Raw genomic sequence first — 23317 nt, 5'->3', positions numbered from 1 at the left:
AAAACTTACAACTGTATCTGAACGAGTTTGTTTATAAGCTAAATCGCAGATATTTTGGTGAGAAAATCTTCGATAGACTAGTGATAGCAAGTATTACAGGAGTATGATTAAAAACGGATATGCATAAGTTTTTTCTAAAATAATTTCAATTATTTGCTCAGTTGAAAGAATATCTTTTTGTTTCCAAATAAGTTCCCCATTTATAAATAGTAGCAGTGCTGGTTTATCTCGTGCGTTGTGTTCTGCTGCTAAATCTGGAAAATCATCTGCATCGATGGAAATAATAAATATTCTTTTGCCAATATTTTTTTTGACTTTTTCAATAACCATTTTTTGTAAAAAACACGGATCACAATAACGTGAAGTGATGCTTACTAAAACAGGATTTTCGGTATTTATTATTTTGTAAAATTCTTTTTCACTCATAATTAATATAAGATTATTAAATGGGTTGGTGGCAATTAGCGGACAAAATATGCACCAAACATTACATAGTTTTTAAATCGTACTACCTAAGTTTTATTCTTCTTTATAAAATAATCTGAGATACTATTGAATAACAATCCACCTAAAACAGCACCATATAGTGTACTATTTAAAGGTTTTGAAGTTATAGCGCAGGTTCCGGATGCACAACCAATAAAATGATAATAGGCATAACCACATACTGCGCCAACTATCATACCCAATACGGTTATGATTATTACTTTTATACTCATAAATTTAATTGGTTTTTTCTAGAATGATTTTAATAATTTCTTCTTTGGTCAGCACTCCAGATTGTCGCCACAGTTGTATGCCATTTTGAAAAAGCATCATTGTAGGAACACCACGAACTTGTTGTTTTTGTGCCAATTCTTGGTTTTTGTCCACATCTATTTTAATAATAGTGATACGATCTTGAAGACTGTCCTTCACTTGGTTTAGAACAGGCAAAAGCATTTGACATGGACCACACCAAGTAGCAAAAAAATCTACTAATACTGGTTTTTCAGAATTTATAATGTCATTAAAATTACTCATTTTCTTGTTTTTTTAGTGGAATTTCACAACCATTATCACCACAACAACCTACGCTAAATATAGCCATTGCTGCAAAAATAACACCTGGAATCATCATTAGATATTGTTGTGATTGAAAAGATTGAATTATAATAAAAACTCCGAGAATTAATCGAATTGCTCGCATAAAGTTCCAGTTTGTAAAAATTGTTTTTAGCATCGATTTATACATATAGTTATTAAACAAATTTTCTAATATTCATCATAAACCCTAGATGAATTCCTTCGTGATAATTATTGAAATTTATTGCTTCTTCAAATGTAGCCAAATGGAAACCAATATGGGTTTCGTACGGTGTAAATGAAACAAATTTCCCATTAGTATAATCGTTTTTGGTTTGTTGAATTAATGAAATTAACAACTCTTTTATTTCGTCAACTTCTTCTTGTGTTGTGGTTTGTGTTGGACTGAACCATATTTGTATTTGTTATGAAATTCTTTTGAAATCATTACAGGCAAACCCGACAATCGATAAATTAAACCTTGTTGGGTTGTAATGATATGACCAATATTCCAAATTAAATTATTTTTAAATCCTTCCGGTATTTTATTGAGTTGTTCTAATGTATATTTTTCTAAAAACGCTAAATGTAATTTTCGGTTGGTTTCCCAAATTTTGAAAGTTGTTTGCATCGTTTATCATTTTAATAAAAATAGTCCAATTCTCAACAGGCATCAATCTGTTTTAAACCGAACTATTTTCTCGTGTTATTTGAGATTTACTTTTTCATTTTTGCGATAACATCTTCCCAACTGCCACCATTAGTAACATTTATAATGCCATTTTGTTCTAAAATAGCTTTTGCTTTACTACTACGACTTCCGCTTCGGCAAAAGACCACAATATTTTTTTTGCCTTTGAATTTTGCTAATTGCTTTTCAATTTGGTCTAAAGGAATGTTTACTGCTCCTTTTACAGAACCTTGAGCAAACTCTGCCGGTGTTCTAACATCTACATAAAAAATTTCCTTTTTTGTAATTGATTTTACCTTTTGAGTTGTCGGCTTTTTTATTGTTGCTTTTGTGTTTTGCGCACTAATTGTGCTACTCGAAAAAACGATGAATAAAAACAAAAAACCAATTTTTAATAAGTTTCGCATCCGTTATTTATTAAATACAGCGTTCACATCTTGCCAAGTTCCACCATTGGTAACATTAGTAAACCCATTTTGTTCTAAAATTGATTTGGCTTGACTGCTTCTGTTTCCACTTCGACAAAAAACGACAATGTTTTCTTTCTCTTTAAATTTTGCCAATTGATTTTGTACTTGATCTAAAGGTATATTCACAGAACCTTTTACATTACCGTCGGCAAATTCTCCAGGAGAACGAACATCTACTAAAAATGCTCCTTCATTAACCAAAGTTGCTAAATTCTCATTGGTACTACTACCACCAAACATACGTCCAAAAATTCCCATACTTATTTTTTTTAAACTGTTGATTTATTATGCTTTTAACACTTTACTTTGACACACAAAATTGGTTTTAGGAACCGTAGTTTTTGCAATGGCATTGAAACCACCCTCAACTTCACTAAAGTTTCTGTACCCACGAGCTTGTAATATTGATGCTGCCATCATAGAGCGATAACCTCCTGCACAGTGCATAAAGAAATGTTCTTCGGGATTGATGTCTTTTACCCATTCGTTTATAGCTGCTAAAGGTCGACTGTATGCTTCTTCAACGTGTTCTGCTTCGTACTCACTTTCTTTACGAACATCAATGATTTTGCTTTCGCCAATTTTCACTTCTTTTTCGAACTCTTCGGCAGTAATTCTGTTAATTGTATCTGTATCGTAACCTGCTTCTTTCCATGCTTGAAAACCATATTTTAAATGTCCAATTATGTTATCAAAACCTACACGAGTTAAGCGCGTTACGGTTTCTTCTTCCATTCCTAAATCGGTTACTAATAAAATTGGTTGTTTTACATCGCCAATTAATGCACCGACCCAAGGAGCAAAATCGCCATTGATACCAATATTTATTGATTGTGGTACATATCCTTTGGCAAAATCACCGTTGCTACGAGTATCTAAAATTAAAGCCCCAGTTTCTTCGGCAACTACTTCAAATTCGGTTGCATTGATAGCTTTCATACCTTGATTGAAAACGGTTTCAAAACTTTCAATTCCGCTTTTGTTCATGGCTACATTCATTCCGAAATAGGCTGGTGGCGGTAATAAACCATCGGTTACTTCAGTAACAAATTCTGCTTCAGTCATGTTAGCACGTAAAGCATAATTGGTTGCTTTTTGATCTCCAATGGTACCTACAGTTTCTTTACTCATATTTTTTCCGCAAGCCGAACCTGCACCATGCGCTGGATAAACAATTACATTATCAGCCAAGGTCATAATTTTATCTCTCAAAGAATGGAATAACAATCCAGCCAATTGCTCCTGTGTCATGTGAGCTGCTTTTTGTGCCAAATCTGGACGACCAACATCACCTAAAAATAAGGTGTCTCCTGAAAAAATGGCGTGGTCATTACCATCAGCATCAATTAATAAATAAGTGGTACTTTCCATTGTATGACCTGGAGTGTGCAACACTTTTATTTTTATGTTTCCAATTTCAAAAACTTGATTGTCTTTGGCAGAAATGAATTCGAAGTCAGGTTTAGCATTTGGACCATACACAATTGATGCTCCAGTTTTTTTGCTTAAATCTAAATGACCCGAAACGAAATCGGCGTGAAAATGCGTTTCAAAAATGTATTTTAGTGTAACACCATCTTTTTCTAATCGATCCATATAGGGTTGTGTTTCACGAAGTGGATCAATGATTGCAGCTTCGCCATTTGATGTTAGATAGTAAGCTCCTTGTGCTAAACATCCTGTGTAAATTTGTTCTATTTTCATATTCTATATTATTTTATTATTATTAATTATACAGCAAATGTATATGATGTAATTTTCAAAAATTGTAACTAATGTCACATAACTATTTTTTTGTTAAAGCTTAACTATTTTCCCTGTATGAACATCGTAACGCATTGATAAAATTTGGGTTTCATGTTTTATTATGATTGGATTGTTTGCAATAGTTTTATAAGAATGCTCAATATTTGCATTGATGCAACCCAATAGGTTTTTATCTTTTGAGTGTAATTTTTCTTCTTCAATTTCTTCCTTTTCTTGAGCAATTGTTTCTACTATATCGTCAATGTGATTGTGGTGTTTTTTGTAGTCGTTGTTTTTATCACTAACATAAGCTTTAATAGCACCACATTCGGTATGACCTAAAACCACAATTAATTTTGCATCAAGATGTTCCACTGCGTATTCAATACTTCCCATATCGATATCCGAAATTAAATTTCCGGCATTTCTAATTACAAATAGGTCGCCTATACCTTGGTCAAATAGTATTTCGGGCGCAACACGACTATCAGAACAAGTAACAATTACAGCAAAAGGATGTTGCCCATTTTGATTTTCTAAAACAGATTTTTTATTTTGATGTGGATGAATGGTTTTTTCCTCTAAAAAACGTTGATTACCTGCTATTAATTTTTCTATAGGTGTTTGATTTGCTTCAATTGAAATTGGTGCTTCTTCTTTCTTGCAACTTATTAGAGTTAGTATAACTGTTGCTGCTAGGAATGTTTTTCTCATTTTACTTTTAACTATTTATCAAAAATATAGTATGAATTTTGGAAAATTTGTAACTTTTATCACATAGCAAAAAAAAAGAGATTGTCTTTGTGAAACAATCTCTTTTAGTTAATAGTAGGTTGAAATTAAATAGTTTTTTTTGCTAAATACCAATCCACCATTTCTAAATTACTACTTTTTCTTTCTGCTAAAGCTTCAACCGTTTTTGGAGCTGGAACAATTACTTTATCACCAGGTTGCCAGTCTAATGGCATTGCTACTTTGTGTTCATCAGAAGCTTGAAGTGCTAACAAAGCTCTTTTTATTTCTGCCATATTTCTGCCTACATTTAATGGGTAGTACATAATTAAACGTACTTTTCCTTCTGGATCCATAATGAAAACTGCTCTAACTGCTGCGGTTTCACTTTCTCCTGGCTGTAACATTCCGTATAATTTAGAAACTTCCATAGAAATATCGGCTACAATTGGGAATTCAAATAAAACGCCTGTTTTTTCGTGAACCGCATTTACCCAAGCAATATGAGCGTGAATACTGTCAATACTCAAACCCATTAATTTAGTGTTGTGCTTTGCAAAGAACTCTTTTTCGTTAGCAAAACCACTCATTTCTGTGGTGCATACCGGAGTAAAATCGGCAGGATGTGAAAAAAACACTACCCAACTTCCTTTGTTGTACTCTGAAAACTTTAATTTTCCAGTAGTAGTTACAGCTTCAAAATCTGGAGCCATATCGCCAATTCTTGGCATTGAAAAGATTTTCTCTTCCATTGTTATATTATTTAGATTTTTATTTTACTACAGCAAATTTAGGTTAGAGAAATGTATTGGTTTGTGATATTTATCACAATGTATAGAAAAAAAATATCACATTTTTTATAATCATAGTTTTTTACTATTTATATATTCATAAATCTTATATTATTCTCAAAATTATAACGTGTGTGATAAAAGTTACACTATTTCTGTTTATTTATAAATAGGTTTACCATTCTAAAAAGATTTATATGAAAGTAATACTATTATTTGCTGTACCATTACTACTAATTGGTTGTAATCACAAAAAAGAAGATTACAAAACTCCTGAAAAAGAAGTTGTTGTTAATGACCATCAAGAGGGTAAAAAATTAATGGAAACCCATTGCTATGTTTGTCATAGTCCAAATGCTCCCGAAGGAGAAGGACGAATTGCACCACCTTTGGTTGCTATAAAAGCAAGATATATTGATAATGAAGGTTATAATAAAGAGGAATTTATAGTAGCTGTAAAATCATTTGTAGAAAATCCAACCGAAGATAAAGCTTTGATGTATGGTGCAGTAAAAAGACATGGAGTGATGCCAAAACAAGTATTTCCAGTGGGTAGTATTGAAAAAATTGCCGATTTCATGTTTGATTATCAAATAGAAGAACCGAAATGGTTTAAAGCACATTGGGAAGGTCATGGAAATGAAAACTGGATTCAATCTGGAAAGAAATTTGCAGAAAATAGTAAACCCAAAACCATAGATGAAATTGGTTTAGAATATGCACTTTCAACCAAAAAAGTATTAGGTAAAAACCTTATGGGTGCTATACAGAAGAAAGGTACTTTGGCAGCATTAGAGTTTTGTAACATAAAAGCAATGCCGCTAACAGATAGCATGGCAACCAAGCATAATGCTATAATAAAAAGAGTTTCTGACAAAAACAGAAATCCAAATAACAAAGCAAATACTGAAGAATTGAAATATATTGCTCAATTTAAAAAAGAATTAGCTGCCAAAAAAGAAATAAAACCTATTATTTTAGAAAAAGGAAATAAAATACAATTTTATTATCCCATTGAAACCAATACCATGTGTTTGCAATGCCATGGAACGCAACTAAAACCAGATGTTCAAAAACAGATTTTGAAATTATATCCAAAAGATTTAGCTGTTGGTTATTCTGAAAACCAAGTAAGAGGTATTTGGAGTGTAACATTTGTTAAAAAAAAGAACTAAGATTATTTACTTAAACAAATTAGCGATGGATACTACAAAATGAAATTTTACAAGAATTACTCAATAGTAAACAATCTAATTTTATAAACACGGATTATATTTTGTAATATAAATGCAATGGAAATAAACCTCAAAGACATATTATTGGTTAGTATTCAATTGCTGCTTTTTGTATTTTATGCATTGGCAGTAGATGGTTCTTTGGGGTTTTCTTTTATTATATTAAAAGGTGGACTTTTTATTTCAGGTATAGGAACTTTAATTTTACTACTTGCACTATTACAATTAAATAAAAATTTATCGCCTTTTCCAACTCCAAGGAACAGTGCTGTTTTAATTCAACACGGATTGTATAAATGGGTTCGACATCCTATTTATAGTGGAATAATTTTTATGTTGTTGGGATATAGTGTTTATCAAAATTCTATTTATAAATTGTTTATTACAGGATTGTTGATGCTTCTTTTTCATATTAAATCAAATTATGAGGAACAACAATTACTAAAAAAATTCCCTGACTACGTTGCTTATAAACGTAAAACAGGGAAGTTCTTTGTGAGATTATTTTAAATCCTAATAACTGGTATCGTCTAATTTTACTTTACCATTAAATGTCTTGTATAAAAATAGGAAGTAACCGGTAAGCAATGGTGTACCAATTACAACAATAGTTAGCATAATTCCTAATGATTTTTGAGATGATGCAGCGTTGTAGATGGTTACACTATATTTCGGATCAATTGTAGAAATTAATAATGTTGGATATAATTGAATTGCAACGAGCATTAATAGGAACATCATCGTTATGGATGAAAATACTAAGGCTAACATGTATCTCTTTTTTGACACCAATCTGGGTACATTTGCAACGGCTAAAAATGATAAAAAAGGTACTATAAAATATACTGGATGTGCTCTAAAATTAGCAGTTACTTCTGGAATAAAAACTAAAGTATATAGCGTCATTAATCCGAATGTGATGATGAAAAATATCATGGCTCTTCGAAGTAAAAAAGTCAATCTAGCGTGTAATCGTCCTTCGGTTTTTAATAACAAATAAATTGCTCCTTGCGTCATAAATAAAGCCAAAGTGGTTAAGCCCGTCATTATTGCATACGGATTTAAAAAAGAGAAAAATACACCGCCTTTGTAGCTGTGATTTTCTCCTAATGGAAAACCCTGTAGAATGTTTCCAAGAACAACTCCCAATAAAAATGCAATCATAATGCTGGAAACACTGTATACAATATCCCAAGTTTTTCTCCACCACAACATTTCTTCGGCACTACGGAATTTTATCGCAGCTGCCCGAAGTACATTGAACATCAAAAACAGCATAAAAGGCACGTACATTGCCGACAGCATTGTTGCATACATAACTGGAAAACCAGCAAACAATGCACCACCGCCAATAACTAACCATACTTGATTAGCATCCCAAACAGGAGCAATTGCATTTATAGCAATTCTACGACTTAAATCTTTTTGAAAAAACAAATGCCAAGCACCAGCACCAAAATCAAAACCTTCGAGAATAGCATAGCCAGAAAATAAAAGTCCGATCACTAAATACCACAACGTTGGATAATCAATTCCTAAAAAATATTCCATAATTATTGCTTTTTAAGATTTTTAGAATGATTGAAAATTAACTGGCTCATTGAGTTCGTCATAAGGTCCGTGTTTTATTTTTTTATTGACCATATAAATAAATAAGACTAATAAAAGAGCGTAAACTACTGTAAACATAATTAACGAAAATACAATTTGATTAGCCGAAACCTCTTGTGAAAAAGCTTCGCTAGTTCTTAAATGACCATAAACTACCCAAGGTTGTCTGCCCATTTCGGCAGCAAACCAACCAACCTGATTGGCAATCTGAGGTAAGATTACTGAAAATGAAAATATCCACAACAACCATTTAGTTTCGAATAATTTTCCTCGCCACCATAAAAAGCTTGCGTACAATGTTAATCCAATAAGCATCATGCCAATAGCAATCATAATGTGATAAAATTGAAATACAGCATTAATTTGACTAGGTCTATCTTCTACCGGAAAACTATTCAAACCAGTAATAGGCGCTTTGAAATCTTGGTGCACTAAAAACGATAATCCACCAGGAATACCAATACCTGTTACTTCTTGTTTTTCTTTGTCAACCCAGCCTAAAAGGTACAAATCGGCAGGAGCTGATTTTTCAAAATGACCTTCCATTGCTGCTAATTTCGCAGGTTGATTTACCGCTACACCATCGGCAGAACTGTGTCCAGATACTAATTGAGATAATGAAAAAACGGTCGCTACAACTAAAGCAATTTTAAATGCTTTTTTAGATATTTCGGTATAACGTCCTTTACGTAAATAGTAGGCGTGAACACTTAAAACCAAAAATGCTCCAGCTAAAAAAGAACCTTGCCAAGTATGCACTAATCTATCCATACTAGACGGATTGAAAACCATTGCCCAGAAATCGGTTACTTCTGCACGAGCGTTTAATCCTTCACCAACGATATGATAACCAGCTGGTGTTTGTTGCCATGAATTAGCCACCACTATCCAAACTGCCGAAAACATTGATCCCAAAAATACGCCAATGGTTGAAACCAAATGAACCCAAGGTTTTACTCTGTGCCATCCAAAAAGGAGTACACCTAAAAAAGCACTTTCTAAACCAAAAGCAAACAAACCTTCAGCTGCTAATGCACTTCCAAAAATGTCGCCAACATATCGAGAATAAACTGCCCAATTAGTACCAAATTCAAATTCCATTATGATACCAGTTGCTACGCCAATACCAAAAGTGAGTGCAAATATTTTAATCCAAAAGCGAGTTAAAATTTCATATTCTTTTTTACCTGTTTTTAGGTAAAGACTTTCCATAATGACCATAATTAATCCAATACCAATGCTTAATGGTGGATAGATGTAATGAAAAGCTATTGTAAAAGCAAACTGAATTCGAGCAAGAATTTCTACGTCCATAATTATTTAAATTTTAGTATTATTTTGATGGTATTCATCATCACCATTAAAAAAAGCAGTTAGCCAAATTATTCTTGACAAACGCATTAACCAAGGTTGCATTAGTATTATGACTCCAGCATTAATAGGTAACCACCAAAACAATTCTTTATTTTTAAAAGTATAACCTGTTGCTAGTTCCCAAATGACAAATGTAACAATAGAAAAACCAACTGTCAAGGCATAACTTACATATCCTGTACCGTGATAAAACCCAGGTTCTAGTTCGGTTCTTTGACTACAAACTGCACATCGTTCAACCATCTTATTACCGTTTGAAAAATTATACCATTTGTTTATAAATAGTTCGCCTTTATGACATCGAGGACATTTGAATGATAAGAGATTTTTTAAGAATAATAACATAGTTTTTAATTTTGAACAAATTTAGGTAAAGTGTAAAATTTGATTTGTGATATAAGTTACTTAACTGATTTTTTTTTAATAAAAAATCCCTCTCAATTTTACTTGAAAGGGATTAACAAACTAAAAAACTATGGGATTAATTTTTAAGCAGTTCCTTTTAGTATTTTGTTCCAGTACAACCAAGGTAAAACTTTGGTTTTTAATAACCACATTGTCCAACGTGGTTTTGCTTGGTCGAAAGGGAAAGTCATTTTTGGTTTGTTGCTGTAATCAAATTCGGCCAACATTAATTTACCATATTGAGTAGGAATAGGACATGCACTGTAACCATCATATGTTGCCGTTAATGCTTTTTTATCCATTACTTCTAATAAATTGGTCACAACAACTGGTGCTTGTTTACGAATTGCTGCGCCTGTTTTACTACAAGGTGCATTCGTGCAATCTCCTAAAGCGAAAACATTTGGAAAACGAGAATGTTGCATTGTGTTTTTATCAATTTCCACATAACCTAGCGCATTTGCTTGGTCTCTCAAAGGACTATTCTTAATAAAATCAGGAGCAGATTGCGGTGGAACTGAATGGCATAAATCAAAATTCATAGTCACTCGACTTACTGAATCGGCATCGCTACCTTCAGTAATACTATAACATCCAGCAGCAGATTTTGCAAGACTTTGTTTTACAAATTCTGTATTTTTAGTTTCAAATTCTATTGTTTTGTTGTTTCCATCAATTGCAATGGTGTTGGCGCTATAATGTACTTTAATGTTTCCGTTTAGTAAAACTTTTTCTAATGTAGCTTTATATTCTGGCACACCAAAAATAACAGTAGCTCCTGACACATAATGTATATCACATTTGTCAAGAATTCCATTTTTACGCCAATAATCAACAGCAAGATACATTATTTTATGAGGTGCGCCACCACATTTTATTGGTGTTGATGGGTTTGTGAAAACAGCAGTTCCGCCTTTGAAATTTTTAATCATTTCCCAAGTATATGGCGCAGAATTAAAGTCGTAATTACTACTTACGTTGTTTTTACCTAATGTTTCTTTTAGACCTTTAATTTTGTTCCAATCAAGTTGAATTCCAGGACATACTATCAGATAGTCATAAGTAATTTCTGTGCCCGAAACGCATTTTACTTTGTTAGCTGTTGGTTCAAATTCTGAAACGGCTTCTTTTATCCAAGTTGTATTTTTTGGAATGAAGTCTTTTTCATTACGAACTGTTTTGTTTACATCGAAAATTCCCGCACCAACAAGTGTCCAAGCTGGTTGATAATAATGTTTTTCGGAAGGATCTACAATTGCTATTTTAAGATTACTTCTTTTGCGAAGTAATTGCGAAGCTACAGAAAGTCCTGCATTTCCTCCGCCGATAAAAAGTATTTGATAATGATTTGCCATTTTTTGTATGTTATTTATGATTTAAAACATTCAATAATATTGATTTATAATTGAATGGCTTGTGCCTTTTATCACACAACTATTTTAATTAGGAAAAAACAACTCTTTGGTTATAATATAAATACCCATTACCAAAACAAACCAACCAAAAGCTGGTTTTAATTTTTCACCATCTATTTTTTTGGATAAAGCCGTTCCGATAAATATGCCGATAATCGCAAATGCAGAAATTGTAATTAGAAATTGCCAATTGATTGCAGTTGCTTCTCCTTCTCCGAAAAAACCAATCAATGATTTGGCAGCAATGATAACTAATGATGTTCCAACCGCTTCTTTCATTGGTAATTTACTCAAGATAACTAATGCAGGAATGATTAAAAATCCGCCACCAGCACCCACTAACCCTGTAAGTATTCCGACTACTACACCTTCAATAAGAATTAATGGATAATTGAATTTTTGTTCTTCATCTTTATTTTCATTAGCAGTTTTCTTGTCTTTTTTAATCATGCTGTAAGAAGCTGCAATCATTAAAACTGCAAAAAGGAGCATCATTAAAATACTTTTGGTAACAACAAATTCAGCTATGGTAAAAACTTCTTTTGGTATTGCAGGAACAATTAAAGCACGAGTTGTAAAAACTGCAATGATTGATGGAATACCAAAAACTATCGCTGTTTTTATGTTGACCAAACCTTTTTTGAAATAACCAACAGAACCAACACCGCTAGTTAAACCAACAATAAATAATGAGTAAGAAGTTGCTACAACAGGCTCGATAGCAAACAAATAAACTAAAACTGGTACAGTTAAAATTGAGCCACCACCGCCAATTAGCCCTAATGCGACACCAATAAGTATTGATGCAAAATAACCTATATATTCCATAATTGTAAAATTTTATACTGCAAATATTGGCAGTTTAAATTTCACAATTTGTAACTTTTATCACATAGGTACTTTATTTTAAAAGTTCAATGTGATTTCGGTGCAATTTTAGCGCACCACGCTGTTCTAATTTTTTGAGTAATCGAGAAATTACTTCTCTTGATGTGTTTAATTCGGTAGCAATTTCTTGATGCGATAACTTTAAATCTATACAACCGCAAGCTTCTTTGTGACGCTTTAAATAAAACTCTAAACGTTCATCCATTGCTCTAAACGCAATACTATTAACTACTTCTAAAACCTCTTCAAAACGACTTCTATAAGTATCAATCACAAACTCATACCAACTACGGTGTTGCATCATCCATTTATCCATAAGAGGTAAAGGCACCATAACTAATTCTACATCTTCAACGACTTTTGCCATAATTTGGCTTTGCTCATTTTTTGTAGCACAAATCATCGAAATTGCACAAGCTTGACCAGGTTGCAAATAGTACATAAAAAATTCACCGCCATCATCGTCTTCACGATAAATCTTGATGCTACCACTTAAAACCAAAACAGTATTTTTAATATATTGACCTGTTCGCATTATGACATCGCCTGCAACAAATGATTGATCTATAGCATTTGCATTTATATCATCTATAAGTGCATTTGAAAACGATGGGAATAGTTTTTTAAGGTTTAGGTTCATTTTATGCGATTTACACTAAATAGAATAATTTAGTTTATCCAATTCGAAACAAAACTAGTCAAATTTCATGTTTCAAAAATAATCAACTGAAATAATTAACCATTGTTTGCATTTTCTTCATTTTCACTACTTGTAAATTTAAGCCATAAAATCTTCATATCATCACTAACTTTTCTATCTAATACTTTAGCATAATGTTGAGTAGTTTGAATATTTTTATGCCCCAGCATTTTACTTACACTTTCAATTGGAACTCCATTTGAGAGTGTTACAGTAGTTGCAAATGTATGTCTTGCATGTGAAAGGTTAGTTCTTTGTTAATACCACAAACTGTTGCAATTTCTTTTAAATAGTAATTCATTCTTTGATTAGTTAGAATAGGCATACGTTTATTGTCGTGTACGCATTGTGGCTGCTTTTGCTTTCTTAGCATAAAAGAGGATTGATACTCTTGCTTTTATCGTGGTGACCGTTTTAGTTGTTATTAAATTTAACTTCAATAGGACTAACTCACAAGATGTACAGTTTTTAAACTGGTTATTGAATTGGCTGTAAAGCCGTGTGAATACTAGTCCGAAATAAAAATCGGTTACCCAGAATTTGGATTTTTTACGGTAACCGATTTTGTCCCTTTTGGTTCAGATATCTATGAAAAATTTGAATAGAGATTAATAGAAAAACCCTTAAAAGCATACGGTTTTAAGGGTTTTAATTCAATTTAAGTTGCTTATCGCAGAGCCGATGGGATTAATTTCATTGTTCCCGGATGGGGCTTTTTCACAAATAAAAAATGCTTCCCTTTCAGGAAGCATTTTTTTTTGCAGAGAGGATGGGATTCGAACCCACGATGCAGTTGCCCACATACAAGCTTTCCAGGCTTGCTCCTTCAGCCACTCGGACACCTCTCTTTGTTTGGGTTGCAAATAACACAAAAAAAAAGGAGTTAACGAAATTTATACGCTACTTTTTTTAAGTTAATTCGCCACGTAACGATGTTTCAAAAATGGTTTTAAAACTACTTGCTGCAACATTTTGCGACAACATGTACATTAGTTTGGTAATGGCGGCTTCGGTGGTGATGTCTTTTCCAGAAATGAGTCCCAATTTTTTTAACGCGGTACTGGTTTCATATTGACCCATATTGACGCTCCCTCCGGAACACTGCGTCACGTTAACCACCTGCAATCCATTGGCAACAGCCATTTCTAAAGCACGTATAAACCATTCGTCGGTTGGAGCATTTCCTGCGCCATAGGTTTCCACAACGATTCCTTTTAAATTTGGAATCTGAATGATTGATTGCAATGCTGCTTCATTGATTCCCGGAAAAAGTTTAAGCACAAAAACATTCGTATCGAGATTTTTATGGACTACTAATTTCTTTCGTGATTTCTTTTGAAAAAACAAGTTTTGCTCGACTTTTAAATGCACACCAGATTCTGCTAATGCAGGAAAATTAGGCGAAGCAAAAGCATTAAAATGTTCGGCATTGATTTTGGTTGTTCGGTTGCCACGGTAGAGTTTGTACTCAAAATACAAGCAGACTTCCTGAATCACCGGTTTGTTTTTTTCTTGTAACGAAGCAATTTGAATGGCAGTAATTAAATTTTCTTTGGCATCGGTTCGTAAATCACCGATGGGTAATTGCGATCCCGTAAAAATGACGGGTTTGGCCAAATTTTCTAACATAAAACTCAATGCCGATGCCGAATACGACATGGTATCCGAACCGTGAAGTACCACAAATCCATCATAAACGCTATAATGTTCCTCGATTATCGTTGCCATTTTGTCCCACATCTCTGGATTGATGTTCGAGGAGTCAATTGGATTTTCAAAAGAAACGGTTTCAATTTCGCAATCGAGTTGCCGTAATTCGGGAATGCGTTGCAATAATTTACTGAAATTAAAAGCTTTCAAGGCTCCCGTTTCAAAATCTTTCATCATACCGATGGTTCCACCGGTATAAATTAGTAGGATTTTGGCTTTAGAGGACATTTTCATATGTAGGTATTTATTGCTTTTTATCGGTCTCCCGATAGCTATCGGGAGTAATTGCTTCGCCTATTTGTCCCGATAATTATCGGGACTCGGATTGCATATCTTTATTTGGGTTTGCACCGCTTTCCCGTTATGCTCATTTCATATAGGTAAAAGTGATTTTTTAGCGCTCCTATATGGTATCGCTTTTATTTAGTGGTGTTTACTCACAATATTATAGTTTTCATCGGTATTCGATGATTATTCAATTGCTTGGTTAGACGTATTGTTGATGGCGATTTCATACTTCAATTTATTCACAACGGGATTGGCGTACATGGCTAAAAAACCGGCTCGCTGAATGCTGCTATTTTCGTCAATTCGCATTTCCAATCGGCGTTCAAACAGCGACTTTTCGTTTTCGGTATACAAGTGTTTGTAGCGCTCTGTTTGATACAAAATATCGTAAGCGATATAATTTGTAGGCCAAAGTTTGTAGGATTGCAAAATCGAATCGTCGATGGTTTGTGCCAAAGCTTGAATTTGTTTGTTGCTGTTGTCAAACGCACCTTTGATTAAATCCAGTTCTTCGTGCAACACTTTTCCGACGTGAATGTGAATGTGTTTTTTTTGTCCCATAATGCCGCTCATCAAGGTCATAAAATCTTCGTTTTTATCTTTGATGTACACCTCTTTATTGGCTTCTGCCATCAATTGCGGCATTTTCAGCGCGTCGGTAGGGTCGTATTCGTAGGATATAGAAACAGGAACAATCTTTATTTTTTTGAAATAATCCATAAGTTCGGGTTCGTCCGAGCCCATTCCCAGCATTTTTAAAACCCCTTGATGGGTGGCGTCGTTGCCGTCTTTGGTCCGTCCTTCGCGTTGCGCAATCCAAACCGAACGATTTTCGCGCAAAAGTAAATGACCAATGTATTCCGACAAAAGTTTGGAACTTTGCAGCATTTCTCTTGGCGACAAGCCACGCTGAACCAGAAAGTTTCTGTTGAGTTTCGCGAGCGTGGACAAAAATGCTTTTTTGACCAAATTGTCTCCAATAGCTGACGCCGTCATGACCAATCCATTTTCAAAAAGACATGCGTTTAAGAGCGAAGTGTCCAAAAGGATATCCCGGTGATTGGATATAAAAAGGTACGATGTGTTGGGTTCTAAGGTGTCAAATCCAGAAGTGGTCATTCCGTCGGATGATTTTTTCAAGACCTGCATCAATGCCTGATAGATAAAGTTGCTCTGAAAGTCCCGAGTGGAATGGGTTTTTGAAAGTTGTTCTTTCCAAATTTCATCGGGCACGCCTGGGAAAGCAAAATTCATCAATGCTTTCATCATCGGATGATCGATAACTTTTAAGAGTGCTGCGTTAATTTCAGCATCATAAAACGGACGAATAGCGTCAAATCTCTGCATTTTTATCTTTTTAATTAATAGAACAAAAGAACAATTTTTTATTGTCTTTTGTGATTTTTTCTCTTTTAAATGCCAAAAACGGCTTTTGAATTTTGGGTGGTTATTGCAGCAATATGTTCGGTTGAGGTGTCATACAATTCGGCTAATTTATTTACAACATTAACCACATAACTGCTTTCATTTCGCTTCCTGCGGTACGGTACGGGTGCCAAATAGGGAGCGTCGGTTTCTAGTACAATGTGTGAGAGGTCAATTTGATTGATAAATTGATCCACTTTCCCGTTTTTAAAAGTCACCACGCCGCCAATACCTAATTTCATATTGTAGGAAATGGCTTCCAAAGCTTGTTCGTACGTTCCTGTAAAGCAATGGAAAATACCAAATAATTCCGGCGCTTTTTCTGCTTTCAATACTTCAAACACTTCGTCGAAAGCGTCTCGACAATGAATATTTATGGGTAACTTGTATTTTTTAGCCAATTGAATTTGCCGTTGAAAGGCATATTTTTGTTGTTCCAAAAAGGTTTTGTCCCAAAATAAGTCAATCCCAATTTCGCCTACGGCATAAAACGTTCGTCGCGCCAATTCTGCTTCCACAAAGGCGAGTTCTTGTTCCACATTTTCAGTAACATGTGTGGGATGCAAACCCATCATTAAAAACACGTTGTCGGGATATTTGGCTTCTATTGCATACATTTTGTCGGCATACGTCGAGTCGATTGCGGGAACAAAAATGCGTTGTACTCCCGCAGCAAAAGCGCGTTGCATCATGGCGTCTTGATCACTTGAAAATTCGTCGCTGTACAAATGCGAATGGGTATCGGTTATTGTCATGTTTTTGCAAAACGGCAAAGATACAAACTTTAAATTTTTATGTCGGTTATACATCCTAAGTTTTGTTTAATTAAATGGTTTTTGCATAACTTTTAGTATAACTTTACCTTCGCATATAAAATCTGTTTATGAAAAAATTACAGCATTTACTGAAAAAAGAAAATTATAAAAAAATAAAATTCAAAGTTTCTAAAACCCAACATCTTACCATAAAAGCTTCCATCAATGGTGTTAAAGGTGTTTTTATTCTAGACACAGGCGCTTCTAACAGTTGTGTGGGATTTGAAAGCATTGATTTTTTTAAATTGGAGGCAACAAAATCCAAAACCAAAGCGGCTGGAGCAGGCGCGACGGGAATGCTTACGCAAGTTGCAGCCGATAATCATTTGAAAATAGGAACCTGGAAATGTACCGACTTTAAACTCGTAATTTTTGATTTATCACACGTAAATGAAGCCTTGAGGCAACACAAAACCAAGGCGGTTCACGGTATTATTGGAGCGGATGTTTTGCTCGATGGAGATGCCATCATTGATTATGCGGGTAATTATTTGTACTTGAAGAAGATGTAGTATTGGTTTTAGGTGCTAAGTTTTATTTTGTGGGTTTTGTTAGATTTCTTACCTGCAAAATAGCTTAGATAAGCACCATTAATTAGCTGTAAACCCTGACAAGTGAAAGGCAATTTTGCGGTTTTGATCAGGCTTTTTAAAGCAAGTTAGTAAATCTTTAAAGCACCATCAAATTACAGCCACGGATATCCGAATTGTCAAACCGACCTAAAACCTCAAAAGAACCATTGTCGTATTTTTTCCCTAAATCCTGAGTGGCAATAAACGAACACGAGTTGAGGTTGGCCAAATCAATCACGTTGATGCCGCCCGTTTTACCGTTGGCAATATACGTCAGCGGATCTTCGGTATCGCGAACGAGCATTTGCATCCAATTGGGACATTCGAAAATGCCTTCGCCAAGCGAATAAGCCTGCGAGAGTAATTCGGTCATGCCGTATTCGGAGTGAATGGCTTTGACACCAAATCCATTGGTCAAAATTGTGTGCAATTCTTCCCGAATCATTTCTTTTCTACGGCCTTTCATACCTCCGGTTTCCATGATAATAAGAGAACTTCCGAACTCTTGAAGTGGGATCAAAGCAGATTGTGCATATTCTATTAAATCCAACAAAGCATAAGTTACTCCAATGAGGATAATGTTTTGACCTTCGGTTGCTAAACTTTTTATTTTTTCTAAAAGTTCGGCGTTGTTGTGTAAATAAAAACCGCTGTTGGGATTATTAGATAATTTGATTAAATCTTCCACCATATAAATCAGCGACGAACCTTGACGTTCTAAATAGGAGGGAAGAAGTGCCAAGACTGTATAATCTTCAATGTTTCCGTAAAACTGTGAAAATGCTTGGCGGTAGCTTTGTTCGTATAAAGACAAATCTGTAACAAAATGCTTGCTGGTTGCTGAACCTGTGGTTGCTGAACTTGTAAAAATGGTTTCCGAAGGGTCGTTATTAGAAACCACTTCATGACTTTTGAAAAATTGAATCGGCAAAAATGGTATTTGTTGTAGCGATTTTACCGACTGCTTGTCTTGTTTTAAGAATTCACAAAACGCTCGGTACACGGCATTGTTGTCGTATTGAAAACGAAACACTTTGAGTGCCATTTTTTCAAATTGTTTGGCGGAGGAAATGTTGAAAATGTCGGAAGCTGTGATCAAATTTTTTCTTGCAAAAATACAAATTAAACGCTGAATTTTGAACATAAAAAAAGCCCCAACGTGAATTGGAGCTTCCTTGTCATCCTGAACTTGTTTCAGGATTTATTATATTTACTGAGATGCTGAAACATCCCGACCCTTCGGGACAGCATGAAAATGTAGGTAATTACTTGATAACTAATTTTCTTGTAGCTGTTTTTCCTTCTTCAGTGATTTTCACGATGTAAACACCACCTTTTAAGTTAGAAACGTTAACTGCGTTTGTTGTAGTTGTTTTAACCACTTGTTTCCCCAATACATCATAAACCACTACTTCTTTTGTAGCATCAGCATTGGTGTTGATGTAGAACGTTCCGTTTGTTACTGGGTTTGGGTAAACTTTTAAACCTTGGATTTGATTTTGGTTAACTCCTAATGTAGAACCAGTAACTGTAAAGTTATCAATTCTCCATGCACCTGTAGGTCCGTATGTTGATGTTGTACCTACTGCAGCATAATTTGATGTTGTAGGTGCAAAAATAGAAACTACTCTAAATTTAAAATTTAAATTGTTGTTTGCAGTTGCTGGTAATGTAAGGGAAACTGGATTTAAAAAGTCATTTGCAAGTAATCCACCATTATTACTTAAAACAATCCAATTTGAACCATCTACAGAATATTCAAATTGTTGCCACTTTGAACCTGTGTTTGAAGATCTTGGATCAAATGTGACACCAATGCCCGTGTAACCTACAGTACTAACACTAAACTGAAATCCAGCAGTTCCAGACGCAACACTTTGTTCTGGAAAGGTCTTAATGCTATATCCTTTACCTGTAGAAGGATTTCCAGCAGGCATAACTCCACTAGTTAGGTTGTCTTCAACACCTCCAATAGTAATAAATGTGCCACTACCTACTGTTGGTAACATAGCCTCAGCGGGTGTAGCCCCATCAAAGTTCCATTGTGAAATAGTAGTTTGAGCTGTAGCAGAAAACGCTAAAACAGCTGTAAATAATAAAGTGTAAATTTTTTTCATAGTTTGATTATTTATTTATCAGGCAAAGATAAGAAGTTATTTGTTTGAATTTAAACGTTGAATGTAAAATTAGTATTAAATTATAACAATTGTATATTTTCAACTATTTGACAATCAGTTTACGAGTAGCGGTAGCGTCGCCTTCTTTGATTTTAATGATGTAAACGCCCGAATTTAAGGTTCCCACATTTACTTCTTTGCTGTTTACGTTTAAGGTTGTTTGCAACACGAGTTTGCCTAAAACGTCATAAATACTGATTTCTTTCGAAGTTGTATTTTTCGAAGTGATGTATATTTTACCGTTAGTTACGGGGTTTGGGTAGAAGTTAAGGTTCTCAATTGTTTGGGAAGAACTGCTTTTGGGCTCTTGGGCGTTTCCGCTGAAAGCTACAAAAAAGGTGAGTATGATGAGGTATAAGTATTTTTGTATCATGTGATTTCGAGTTGGTAGTACAAAAGTATCAAATTTTTATTAACAATTTCAAATACTGTACCAAAAAAAATACCCGCCGAGAGGGCGGGTGTTTGTGATGTTTTTGTTTTTAATTCTATTTACTTGGTTTCCCAACGTCGAGTTTCTGTGTTATAAAAGGTGTTTTGATCTGGAAATTCGATATAAAATTCGCCATCACTATTTGCGGTATAGTACGGTGACAAATCTTCTTGATTTACATATTTTTCGAACAATAAATTTGTTTTCTCTTTTAATTCTTGTTCTTCCATTTTCCAAGTTCTTACGGCTTCTTCATACGAAATAATGGCACCTGATTTGTCTTTTTTTAATTTTCCTATCGTTGCAACTTTTTTTACTTTCAAGCTTGGTGCAATTTTAGCAACTGCAAAATAGTACGTGGAGTCGGCATCGATATATAAATGTAACAAATCACTACTTTTTGCTTTTTTCACATAATAGGAATTGTGGGTAGTGTCAAATTTGGTCTCGTGAGTAGCATCTTTTTTGGGCAATTTCTCAAAATACCTTACAATTGATAATTTAAAATCTTCTTGTTGTTTTTTTGATAAAGTGTTGTCTGGATTTGAATTGATTTTTTCTTTTTGACAAGAGAAGAGTATAAAGAGGAAGCTTAAAAACAAATAATTTTTCATGAAGTTTTGGTAATTGTGTATGTATCAAAAATACAAAGAGCCTAACATTTGTGGTGTTAAGCTCTTTATAAAATTTATTTTATTTTAGTAAGCACTATTGTTTGGTGTAAAATTAGCCCAAACGTCGGTCCAATCTGTTGCTCCAAAAGCACCTCTGTAAGTAGTTGGTGTAAACCAAGTATTTAATTTAGCATCTGTAAATGAAGCTCCTGTAGCTAAAGAACCTGCCGTTACTGCAAAAGATGGGTTAGCAGGATAAGCAGTAGCAACATTACTTCCAAAAGCAACATTGGCATTTAGACCCAATACAGCAAATTGATCTTCAATAGCCCCTGTGATAGTGGTGTTTGTAGCATTAAACCAAGTTTGAACATCAGTAGCATTAACAGTCATTCCTGATCCAACAGCAAAAGGAATAATGCTTGAAGATGCAGGTTGAATAACCAAAATATTATTTAACAATTTTCCAGTTCCAGCAACATAATTATCATAAACTGATTGTTGGTTCATTCTTAAACCTCTTGGGTAACCAATGAATACTGAATTTGCAATAGTTAAAGCCGTTCTTCTTCTTAAATCTAATGAATGTTGGTAATTTGCATTGATTGACTGAGCATTAGTTGCTTTTGGACCAACACAAGTAAAGTTTGAAAATAGACCGGCGGTTAATAATGTAGTTACGTTGTCATTTGGACCGTTATCTGTTTCGAAAGAGTTTGAACCTGATTGGTCAGCAAAACTTGCATATCTTACTTCAACTCCAAATTGGTTTTTTCCTGAGTAACCAAAATCAACGTCAAAACTATCATCCCAAGAAGCAAATGAAATTAAGTATTTTCCGTTTACAGTTCCACCAAACCATTCAAAGCCATCATCGCCACCAAAAGAAACTTGGCAATATTCTAATTCCGTTCCACTTCCTACCGCTCCAAGAGTGATTGAGTTTGTTTCGTTATTTGGGGTTAATTCAATACCAGCATATTCAACACGAACATATTTTAATGCTCCAGAATCATCTGCAGCATCAGTTCCACCGTATACTGCAGCAGGAGTAATTCCTTCAATTTCAGGATTAGTTTGGTTAACAGGTGCGTTACCTAAAATAACCAATCCACCCCAATCTCCTCTATCTCTGTTTCCAGCAGGTAGATTAGATGTCATCACAATTGGTTCAGCTTCTGTACCAACCGCTTCGATTTTCCCGCCTCTGTCGATGATTAATGTTCCTTTAGTTCCTTTATCGCCTTTGATAATTGTTCCTGGTTGGATTGTTAAAACTTTTCCATTTCTAACAAAAGCTTGACCTTTAATTAGGTATTTTTTGTCTTTAGTTAAAGTTGTGGTTTCAAGATTTCCTTCTAGAACTACAACCGAGTCGATAGGAACAACGGGCGTGTTAGTGTCATCATCACTACAGCCTACAAATGTAACCGCTGAAAGCAAAAAGCTTGCCATTAAGAATTTAGTAATTTTCATAATAAAAATAGTTAAGTGTTATTTATGTTAAAATTTATAAGTTACGTTAAAGTTGAAAAGGGCACCGGTTTTATGTACAAATACCGGATCGTCATTGTTGTTAATTTTGTTATCAATGTTTGAATCTTGGAAGAATTGAAATTTATCATCTAAAATGTTAGAAATTCCTATTTTGTAGGTCACTTTCTCAAAAGATTTTGCAATCGTGAAATCCAATTGGTTACGTGCTAGTTCAAATATGGTTGGGAAGATGTCGCCACCTACAGCATAAATTCTATCTCCAAAACGATTGAAAATAATATTACCGTTCCACCCATTATCCTTGTTTTCGTATCCTAAAGCAACATTCACAACATAAGGTGATTGACCTTGTAGGGCTCTTGTTTGATCTTGAGCCAATGCTCCCGAACCTAGATCCACTTCGGAAAAGATGTAAGAAGCATTTAAATTAAGTGCTAAATCAGAAAAGAAACCGACTTTAAATTCTTTTTTAAATGATTTTCTAACTTCAAGCTCAGCACCGTATAAGAAAGCAGATTCTGAGTTACTGTAGCGCATTCTTCGTTGTTGACTTACAACAGGAAGTATAGATTCGATTGGGTTTTCAAACTTTTTGTAAAATACTCCTAAACTAGCTGTTTCGCCTTTACTTGGGTAAAATTCATACCTCAAATCAAAATTATC

At 34.3% G+C, this 23317-nt stretch carries 28 protein-coding genes, 1 tRNA gene and 3 pseudogenes; 4 read left to right on the top strand and 28 right to left on the bottom strand.

Going from position 1 to position 23317, the window contains the following annotated elements; genetic code table 11:
* Positions 1 to 107: pseudogene (locus ACIQ2X_RS03505) on the top strand (IS1595 family transposase); the annotation flags it as partial.
* On the opposite strand, the gene ACIQ2X_RS03500 reads toward ACIQ2X_RS03505, so the two are convergent.
* The 11 genes from ACIQ2X_RS03500 to ACIQ2X_RS03450 all read right to left on the bottom strand — a co-directional run bounded on the left by ACIQ2X_RS03500 (position 94) and on the right by ACIQ2X_RS03450 (position 5456).
* Positions 94 to 426: a thioredoxin family protein gene (locus ACIQ2X_RS03500; RefSeq protein ID WP_396177495.1), complete on the bottom strand. Its 333-nt coding sequence runs from the start codon at positions 424 to 426 to the stop codon at positions 94 to 96. The pseudogene ACIQ2X_RS03505 and the gene ACIQ2X_RS03500 sit on opposite strands and share 14 nt — an antisense overlap.
* Positions 427 to 512: 86 nt before the next feature.
* Positions 513 to 719, bottom strand: a complete 207-nt coding sequence (locus ACIQ2X_RS03495; protein WP_396177494.1) for a DUF6132 family protein — start codon at positions 717 to 719, stop codon at positions 513 to 515.
* 4 nt (positions 720 to 723) lie between these two features.
* Positions 724 to 1023 (bottom strand): thioredoxin, encoded by a 300-nt coding sequence (gene trxA, locus ACIQ2X_RS03490; protein ID WP_396177493.1) that lies wholly within the window; start codon positions 1021 to 1023, stop codon positions 724 to 726.
* Entirely contained in the window at positions 1016 to 1222 is a 207-nt protein-coding gene (locus ACIQ2X_RS03485; RefSeq protein ID WP_396177492.1) for a hypothetical protein, read from the bottom strand. Before ACIQ2X_RS03485 ends, trxA begins: the two co-directional genes overlap by 8 nt.
* A gap of 19 nt (positions 1223 to 1241) precedes the next feature.
* Positions 1242 to 1424, bottom strand: coding sequence for a hypothetical protein (locus tag ACIQ2X_RS03480; RefSeq protein ID WP_396177491.1), 183 nt, complete (start codon positions 1422 to 1424; stop codon positions 1242 to 1244).
* A gap of 5 nt (positions 1425 to 1429) precedes the next feature.
* Complete coding sequence (locus ACIQ2X_RS03475; RefSeq protein WP_396177490.1) at positions 1430 to 1696, bottom strand: DinB family protein; 267 nt, start codon at positions 1694 to 1696, stop codon at positions 1430 to 1432.
* 86 nt (positions 1697 to 1782) lie between these two features.
* The gene (locus tag ACIQ2X_RS03470; RefSeq protein WP_396177489.1) at positions 1783 to 2163 is read right to left on the bottom strand and encodes a rhodanese-like domain-containing protein; all 381 of its coding nucleotides are present in this window, start codon (positions 2161 to 2163) and stop codon (positions 1783 to 1785) included.
* A gap of 3 nt (positions 2164 to 2166) precedes the next feature.
* On the bottom strand, positions 2167 to 2484 hold the full coding sequence (locus tag ACIQ2X_RS03465) for a rhodanese-like domain-containing protein (protein WP_396177488.1): 318 nt from the start codon (positions 2482 to 2484) through the stop codon (positions 2167 to 2169).
* A gap of 27 nt (positions 2485 to 2511) precedes the next feature.
* Entirely contained in the window at positions 2512 to 3930 is a 1419-nt protein-coding gene (locus ACIQ2X_RS03460) for a rhodanese-like domain-containing protein (protein ID WP_396177487.1), read from the bottom strand.
* Positions 3931 to 4023: 93 nt separating this feature from the next.
* Positions 4024 to 4686 (bottom strand): carbonic anhydrase, encoded by a 663-nt coding sequence (locus ACIQ2X_RS03455; RefSeq protein WP_396177486.1) that lies wholly within the window; start codon positions 4684 to 4686, stop codon positions 4024 to 4026.
* Positions 4687 to 4811: 125 nt separating this feature from the next.
* The gene (locus ACIQ2X_RS03450) at positions 4812 to 5456 is read right to left on the bottom strand and encodes a peroxiredoxin (RefSeq protein ID WP_396177485.1); all 645 of its coding nucleotides are present in this window, start codon (positions 5454 to 5456) and stop codon (positions 4812 to 4814) included.
* A 236-nt stretch (positions 5457 to 5692) separates the two neighbouring features.
* Here ACIQ2X_RS03450 and ACIQ2X_RS03445 point away from each other — a divergent pair, with 236 nt between their 5' ends.
* On the top strand, positions 5693 to 6670 hold the full coding sequence (locus ACIQ2X_RS03445) for a DUF3365 domain-containing protein (protein ID WP_396177484.1): 978 nt from the start codon (positions 5693 to 5695) through the stop codon (positions 6668 to 6670).
* 117 nt (positions 6671 to 6787) lie between these two features.
* Complete coding sequence (locus ACIQ2X_RS03440) at positions 6788 to 7240, top strand: methyltransferase family protein (protein ID WP_396177483.1); 453 nt, start codon at positions 6788 to 6790, stop codon at positions 7238 to 7240.
* 3 nt (positions 7241 to 7243) lie between these two features.
* Here ACIQ2X_RS03440 and cydB read toward each other — a convergent pair whose 3' ends face one another.
* From cydB to ACIQ2X_RS03385, 11 genes and pseudogenes are all read right to left on the bottom strand, one after another.
* The gene (cydB, locus tag ACIQ2X_RS03435) at positions 7244 to 8281 is read right to left on the bottom strand and encodes a cytochrome d ubiquinol oxidase subunit II (RefSeq protein WP_396177482.1); all 1038 of its coding nucleotides are present in this window, start codon (positions 8279 to 8281) and stop codon (positions 7244 to 7246) included.
* A gap of 21 nt (positions 8282 to 8302) precedes the next feature.
* Positions 8303 to 9655 (bottom strand): cytochrome ubiquinol oxidase subunit I, encoded by a 1353-nt coding sequence (locus tag ACIQ2X_RS03430; RefSeq protein ID WP_396177481.1) that lies wholly within the window; start codon positions 9653 to 9655, stop codon positions 8303 to 8305.
* A 6-nt stretch (positions 9656 to 9661) separates the two neighbouring features.
* Positions 9662 to 9958 carry a hypothetical protein gene (locus ACIQ2X_RS03425; RefSeq protein WP_396177480.1) on the bottom strand — a complete coding sequence of 99 codons (297 nt, stop codon included), beginning with the start codon at positions 9956 to 9958 and terminating at the stop codon, positions 9662 to 9664.
* A gap of 245 nt (positions 9959 to 10203) precedes the next feature.
* Complete coding sequence (locus tag ACIQ2X_RS03420) at positions 10204 to 11475, bottom strand: FAD/NAD(P)-binding oxidoreductase (RefSeq protein WP_396177479.1); 1272 nt, start codon at positions 11473 to 11475, stop codon at positions 10204 to 10206.
* 84 nt (positions 11476 to 11559) lie between these two features.
* Positions 11560 to 12363 (bottom strand): sulfite exporter TauE/SafE family protein, encoded by an 804-nt coding sequence (locus ACIQ2X_RS03415; protein WP_396177478.1) that lies wholly within the window; start codon positions 12361 to 12363, stop codon positions 11560 to 11562.
* A gap of 73 nt (positions 12364 to 12436) precedes the next feature.
* Entirely contained in the window at positions 12437 to 13063 is a 627-nt protein-coding gene (locus tag ACIQ2X_RS03410) for a Crp/Fnr family transcriptional regulator (protein WP_396177477.1), read from the bottom strand.
* Positions 13064 to 13158: 95 nt separating this feature from the next.
* Positions 13159 to 13460 (bottom strand): annotated as a pseudogene (locus tag ACIQ2X_RS03405) (tyrosine-type recombinase/integrase); the annotation flags it as partial.
* A gap of 424 nt (positions 13461 to 13884) precedes the next feature.
* Positions 13885 to 13971 (bottom strand) — tRNA-Ser (locus tag ACIQ2X_RS03400).
* 61 nt (positions 13972 to 14032) lie between these two features.
* Entirely contained in the window at positions 14033 to 15061 is a 1029-nt protein-coding gene (locus ACIQ2X_RS03395; protein WP_396177496.1) for an asparaginase, read from the bottom strand.
* A gap of 243 nt (positions 15062 to 15304) precedes the next feature.
* Complete coding sequence (locus ACIQ2X_RS03390; RefSeq protein ID WP_396177476.1) at positions 15305 to 16468, bottom strand: 1-acyl-sn-glycerol-3-phosphate acyltransferase; 1164 nt, start codon at positions 16466 to 16468, stop codon at positions 15305 to 15307.
* Positions 16469 to 16533: 65 nt separating this feature from the next.
* Positions 16534 to 17301, bottom strand: a complete 768-nt coding sequence (locus ACIQ2X_RS03385; RefSeq protein WP_396177475.1) for a TatD family hydrolase — start codon at positions 17299 to 17301, stop codon at positions 16534 to 16536.
* A 128-nt stretch (positions 17302 to 17429) separates the two neighbouring features.
* Between ACIQ2X_RS03385 and ACIQ2X_RS03380 the strand changes: the two genes are divergently transcribed.
* Entirely contained in the window at positions 17430 to 17873 is a 444-nt protein-coding gene (locus ACIQ2X_RS03380) for a retropepsin-like aspartic protease (protein ID WP_396177474.1), read from the top strand.
* A 157-nt stretch (positions 17874 to 18030) separates the two neighbouring features.
* On the opposite strand, the gene ACIQ2X_RS03375 is transcribed toward ACIQ2X_RS03380, so the two are convergent.
* From ACIQ2X_RS03375 to ACIQ2X_RS03350, 6 genes and pseudogenes are all read right to left on the bottom strand, one after another.
* On the bottom strand, positions 18031 to 19032 hold the full coding sequence (locus tag ACIQ2X_RS03375; RefSeq protein WP_396177473.1) for an acyl transferase: 1002 nt from the start codon (positions 19030 to 19032) through the stop codon (positions 18031 to 18033).
* A 166-nt stretch (positions 19033 to 19198) separates the two neighbouring features.
* Positions 19199 to 20050 (bottom strand): T9SS type A sorting domain-containing protein, encoded by an 852-nt coding sequence (locus ACIQ2X_RS03370; RefSeq protein WP_396177472.1) that lies wholly within the window; start codon positions 20048 to 20050, stop codon positions 19199 to 19201.
* A gap of 103 nt (positions 20051 to 20153) precedes the next feature.
* Positions 20154 to 20483 (bottom strand): T9SS type A sorting domain-containing protein, encoded by a 330-nt coding sequence (locus tag ACIQ2X_RS03365; RefSeq protein ID WP_396177471.1) that lies wholly within the window; start codon positions 20481 to 20483, stop codon positions 20154 to 20156.
* A 119-nt stretch (positions 20484 to 20602) separates the two neighbouring features.
* Positions 20603 to 21157, bottom strand: a complete 555-nt coding sequence (locus tag ACIQ2X_RS03360; RefSeq protein WP_396177470.1) for a hypothetical protein — start codon at positions 21155 to 21157, stop codon at positions 20603 to 20605.
* A gap of 84 nt (positions 21158 to 21241) precedes the next feature.
* Entirely contained in the window at positions 21242 to 22633 is a 1392-nt protein-coding gene (locus ACIQ2X_RS03355) for a hypothetical protein (protein WP_396177469.1), read from the bottom strand.
* Between the two features lie 27 nt (positions 22634 to 22660).
* Positions 22661 to 23317: pseudogene (locus ACIQ2X_RS03350) on the bottom strand (hypothetical protein); the annotation flags it as partial.

The organism is Flavobacterium sp. (assembly GCF_044368625.1).
In the GTDB taxonomy this organism is placed as follows: domain Bacteria; phylum Bacteroidota; class Bacteroidia; order Flavobacteriales; family Flavobacteriaceae; genus Flavobacterium.
The sequence above is the reverse complement of the archived record's forward strand: the minus strand, read 5'-3'. Positions and strand labels throughout refer to the sequence as shown.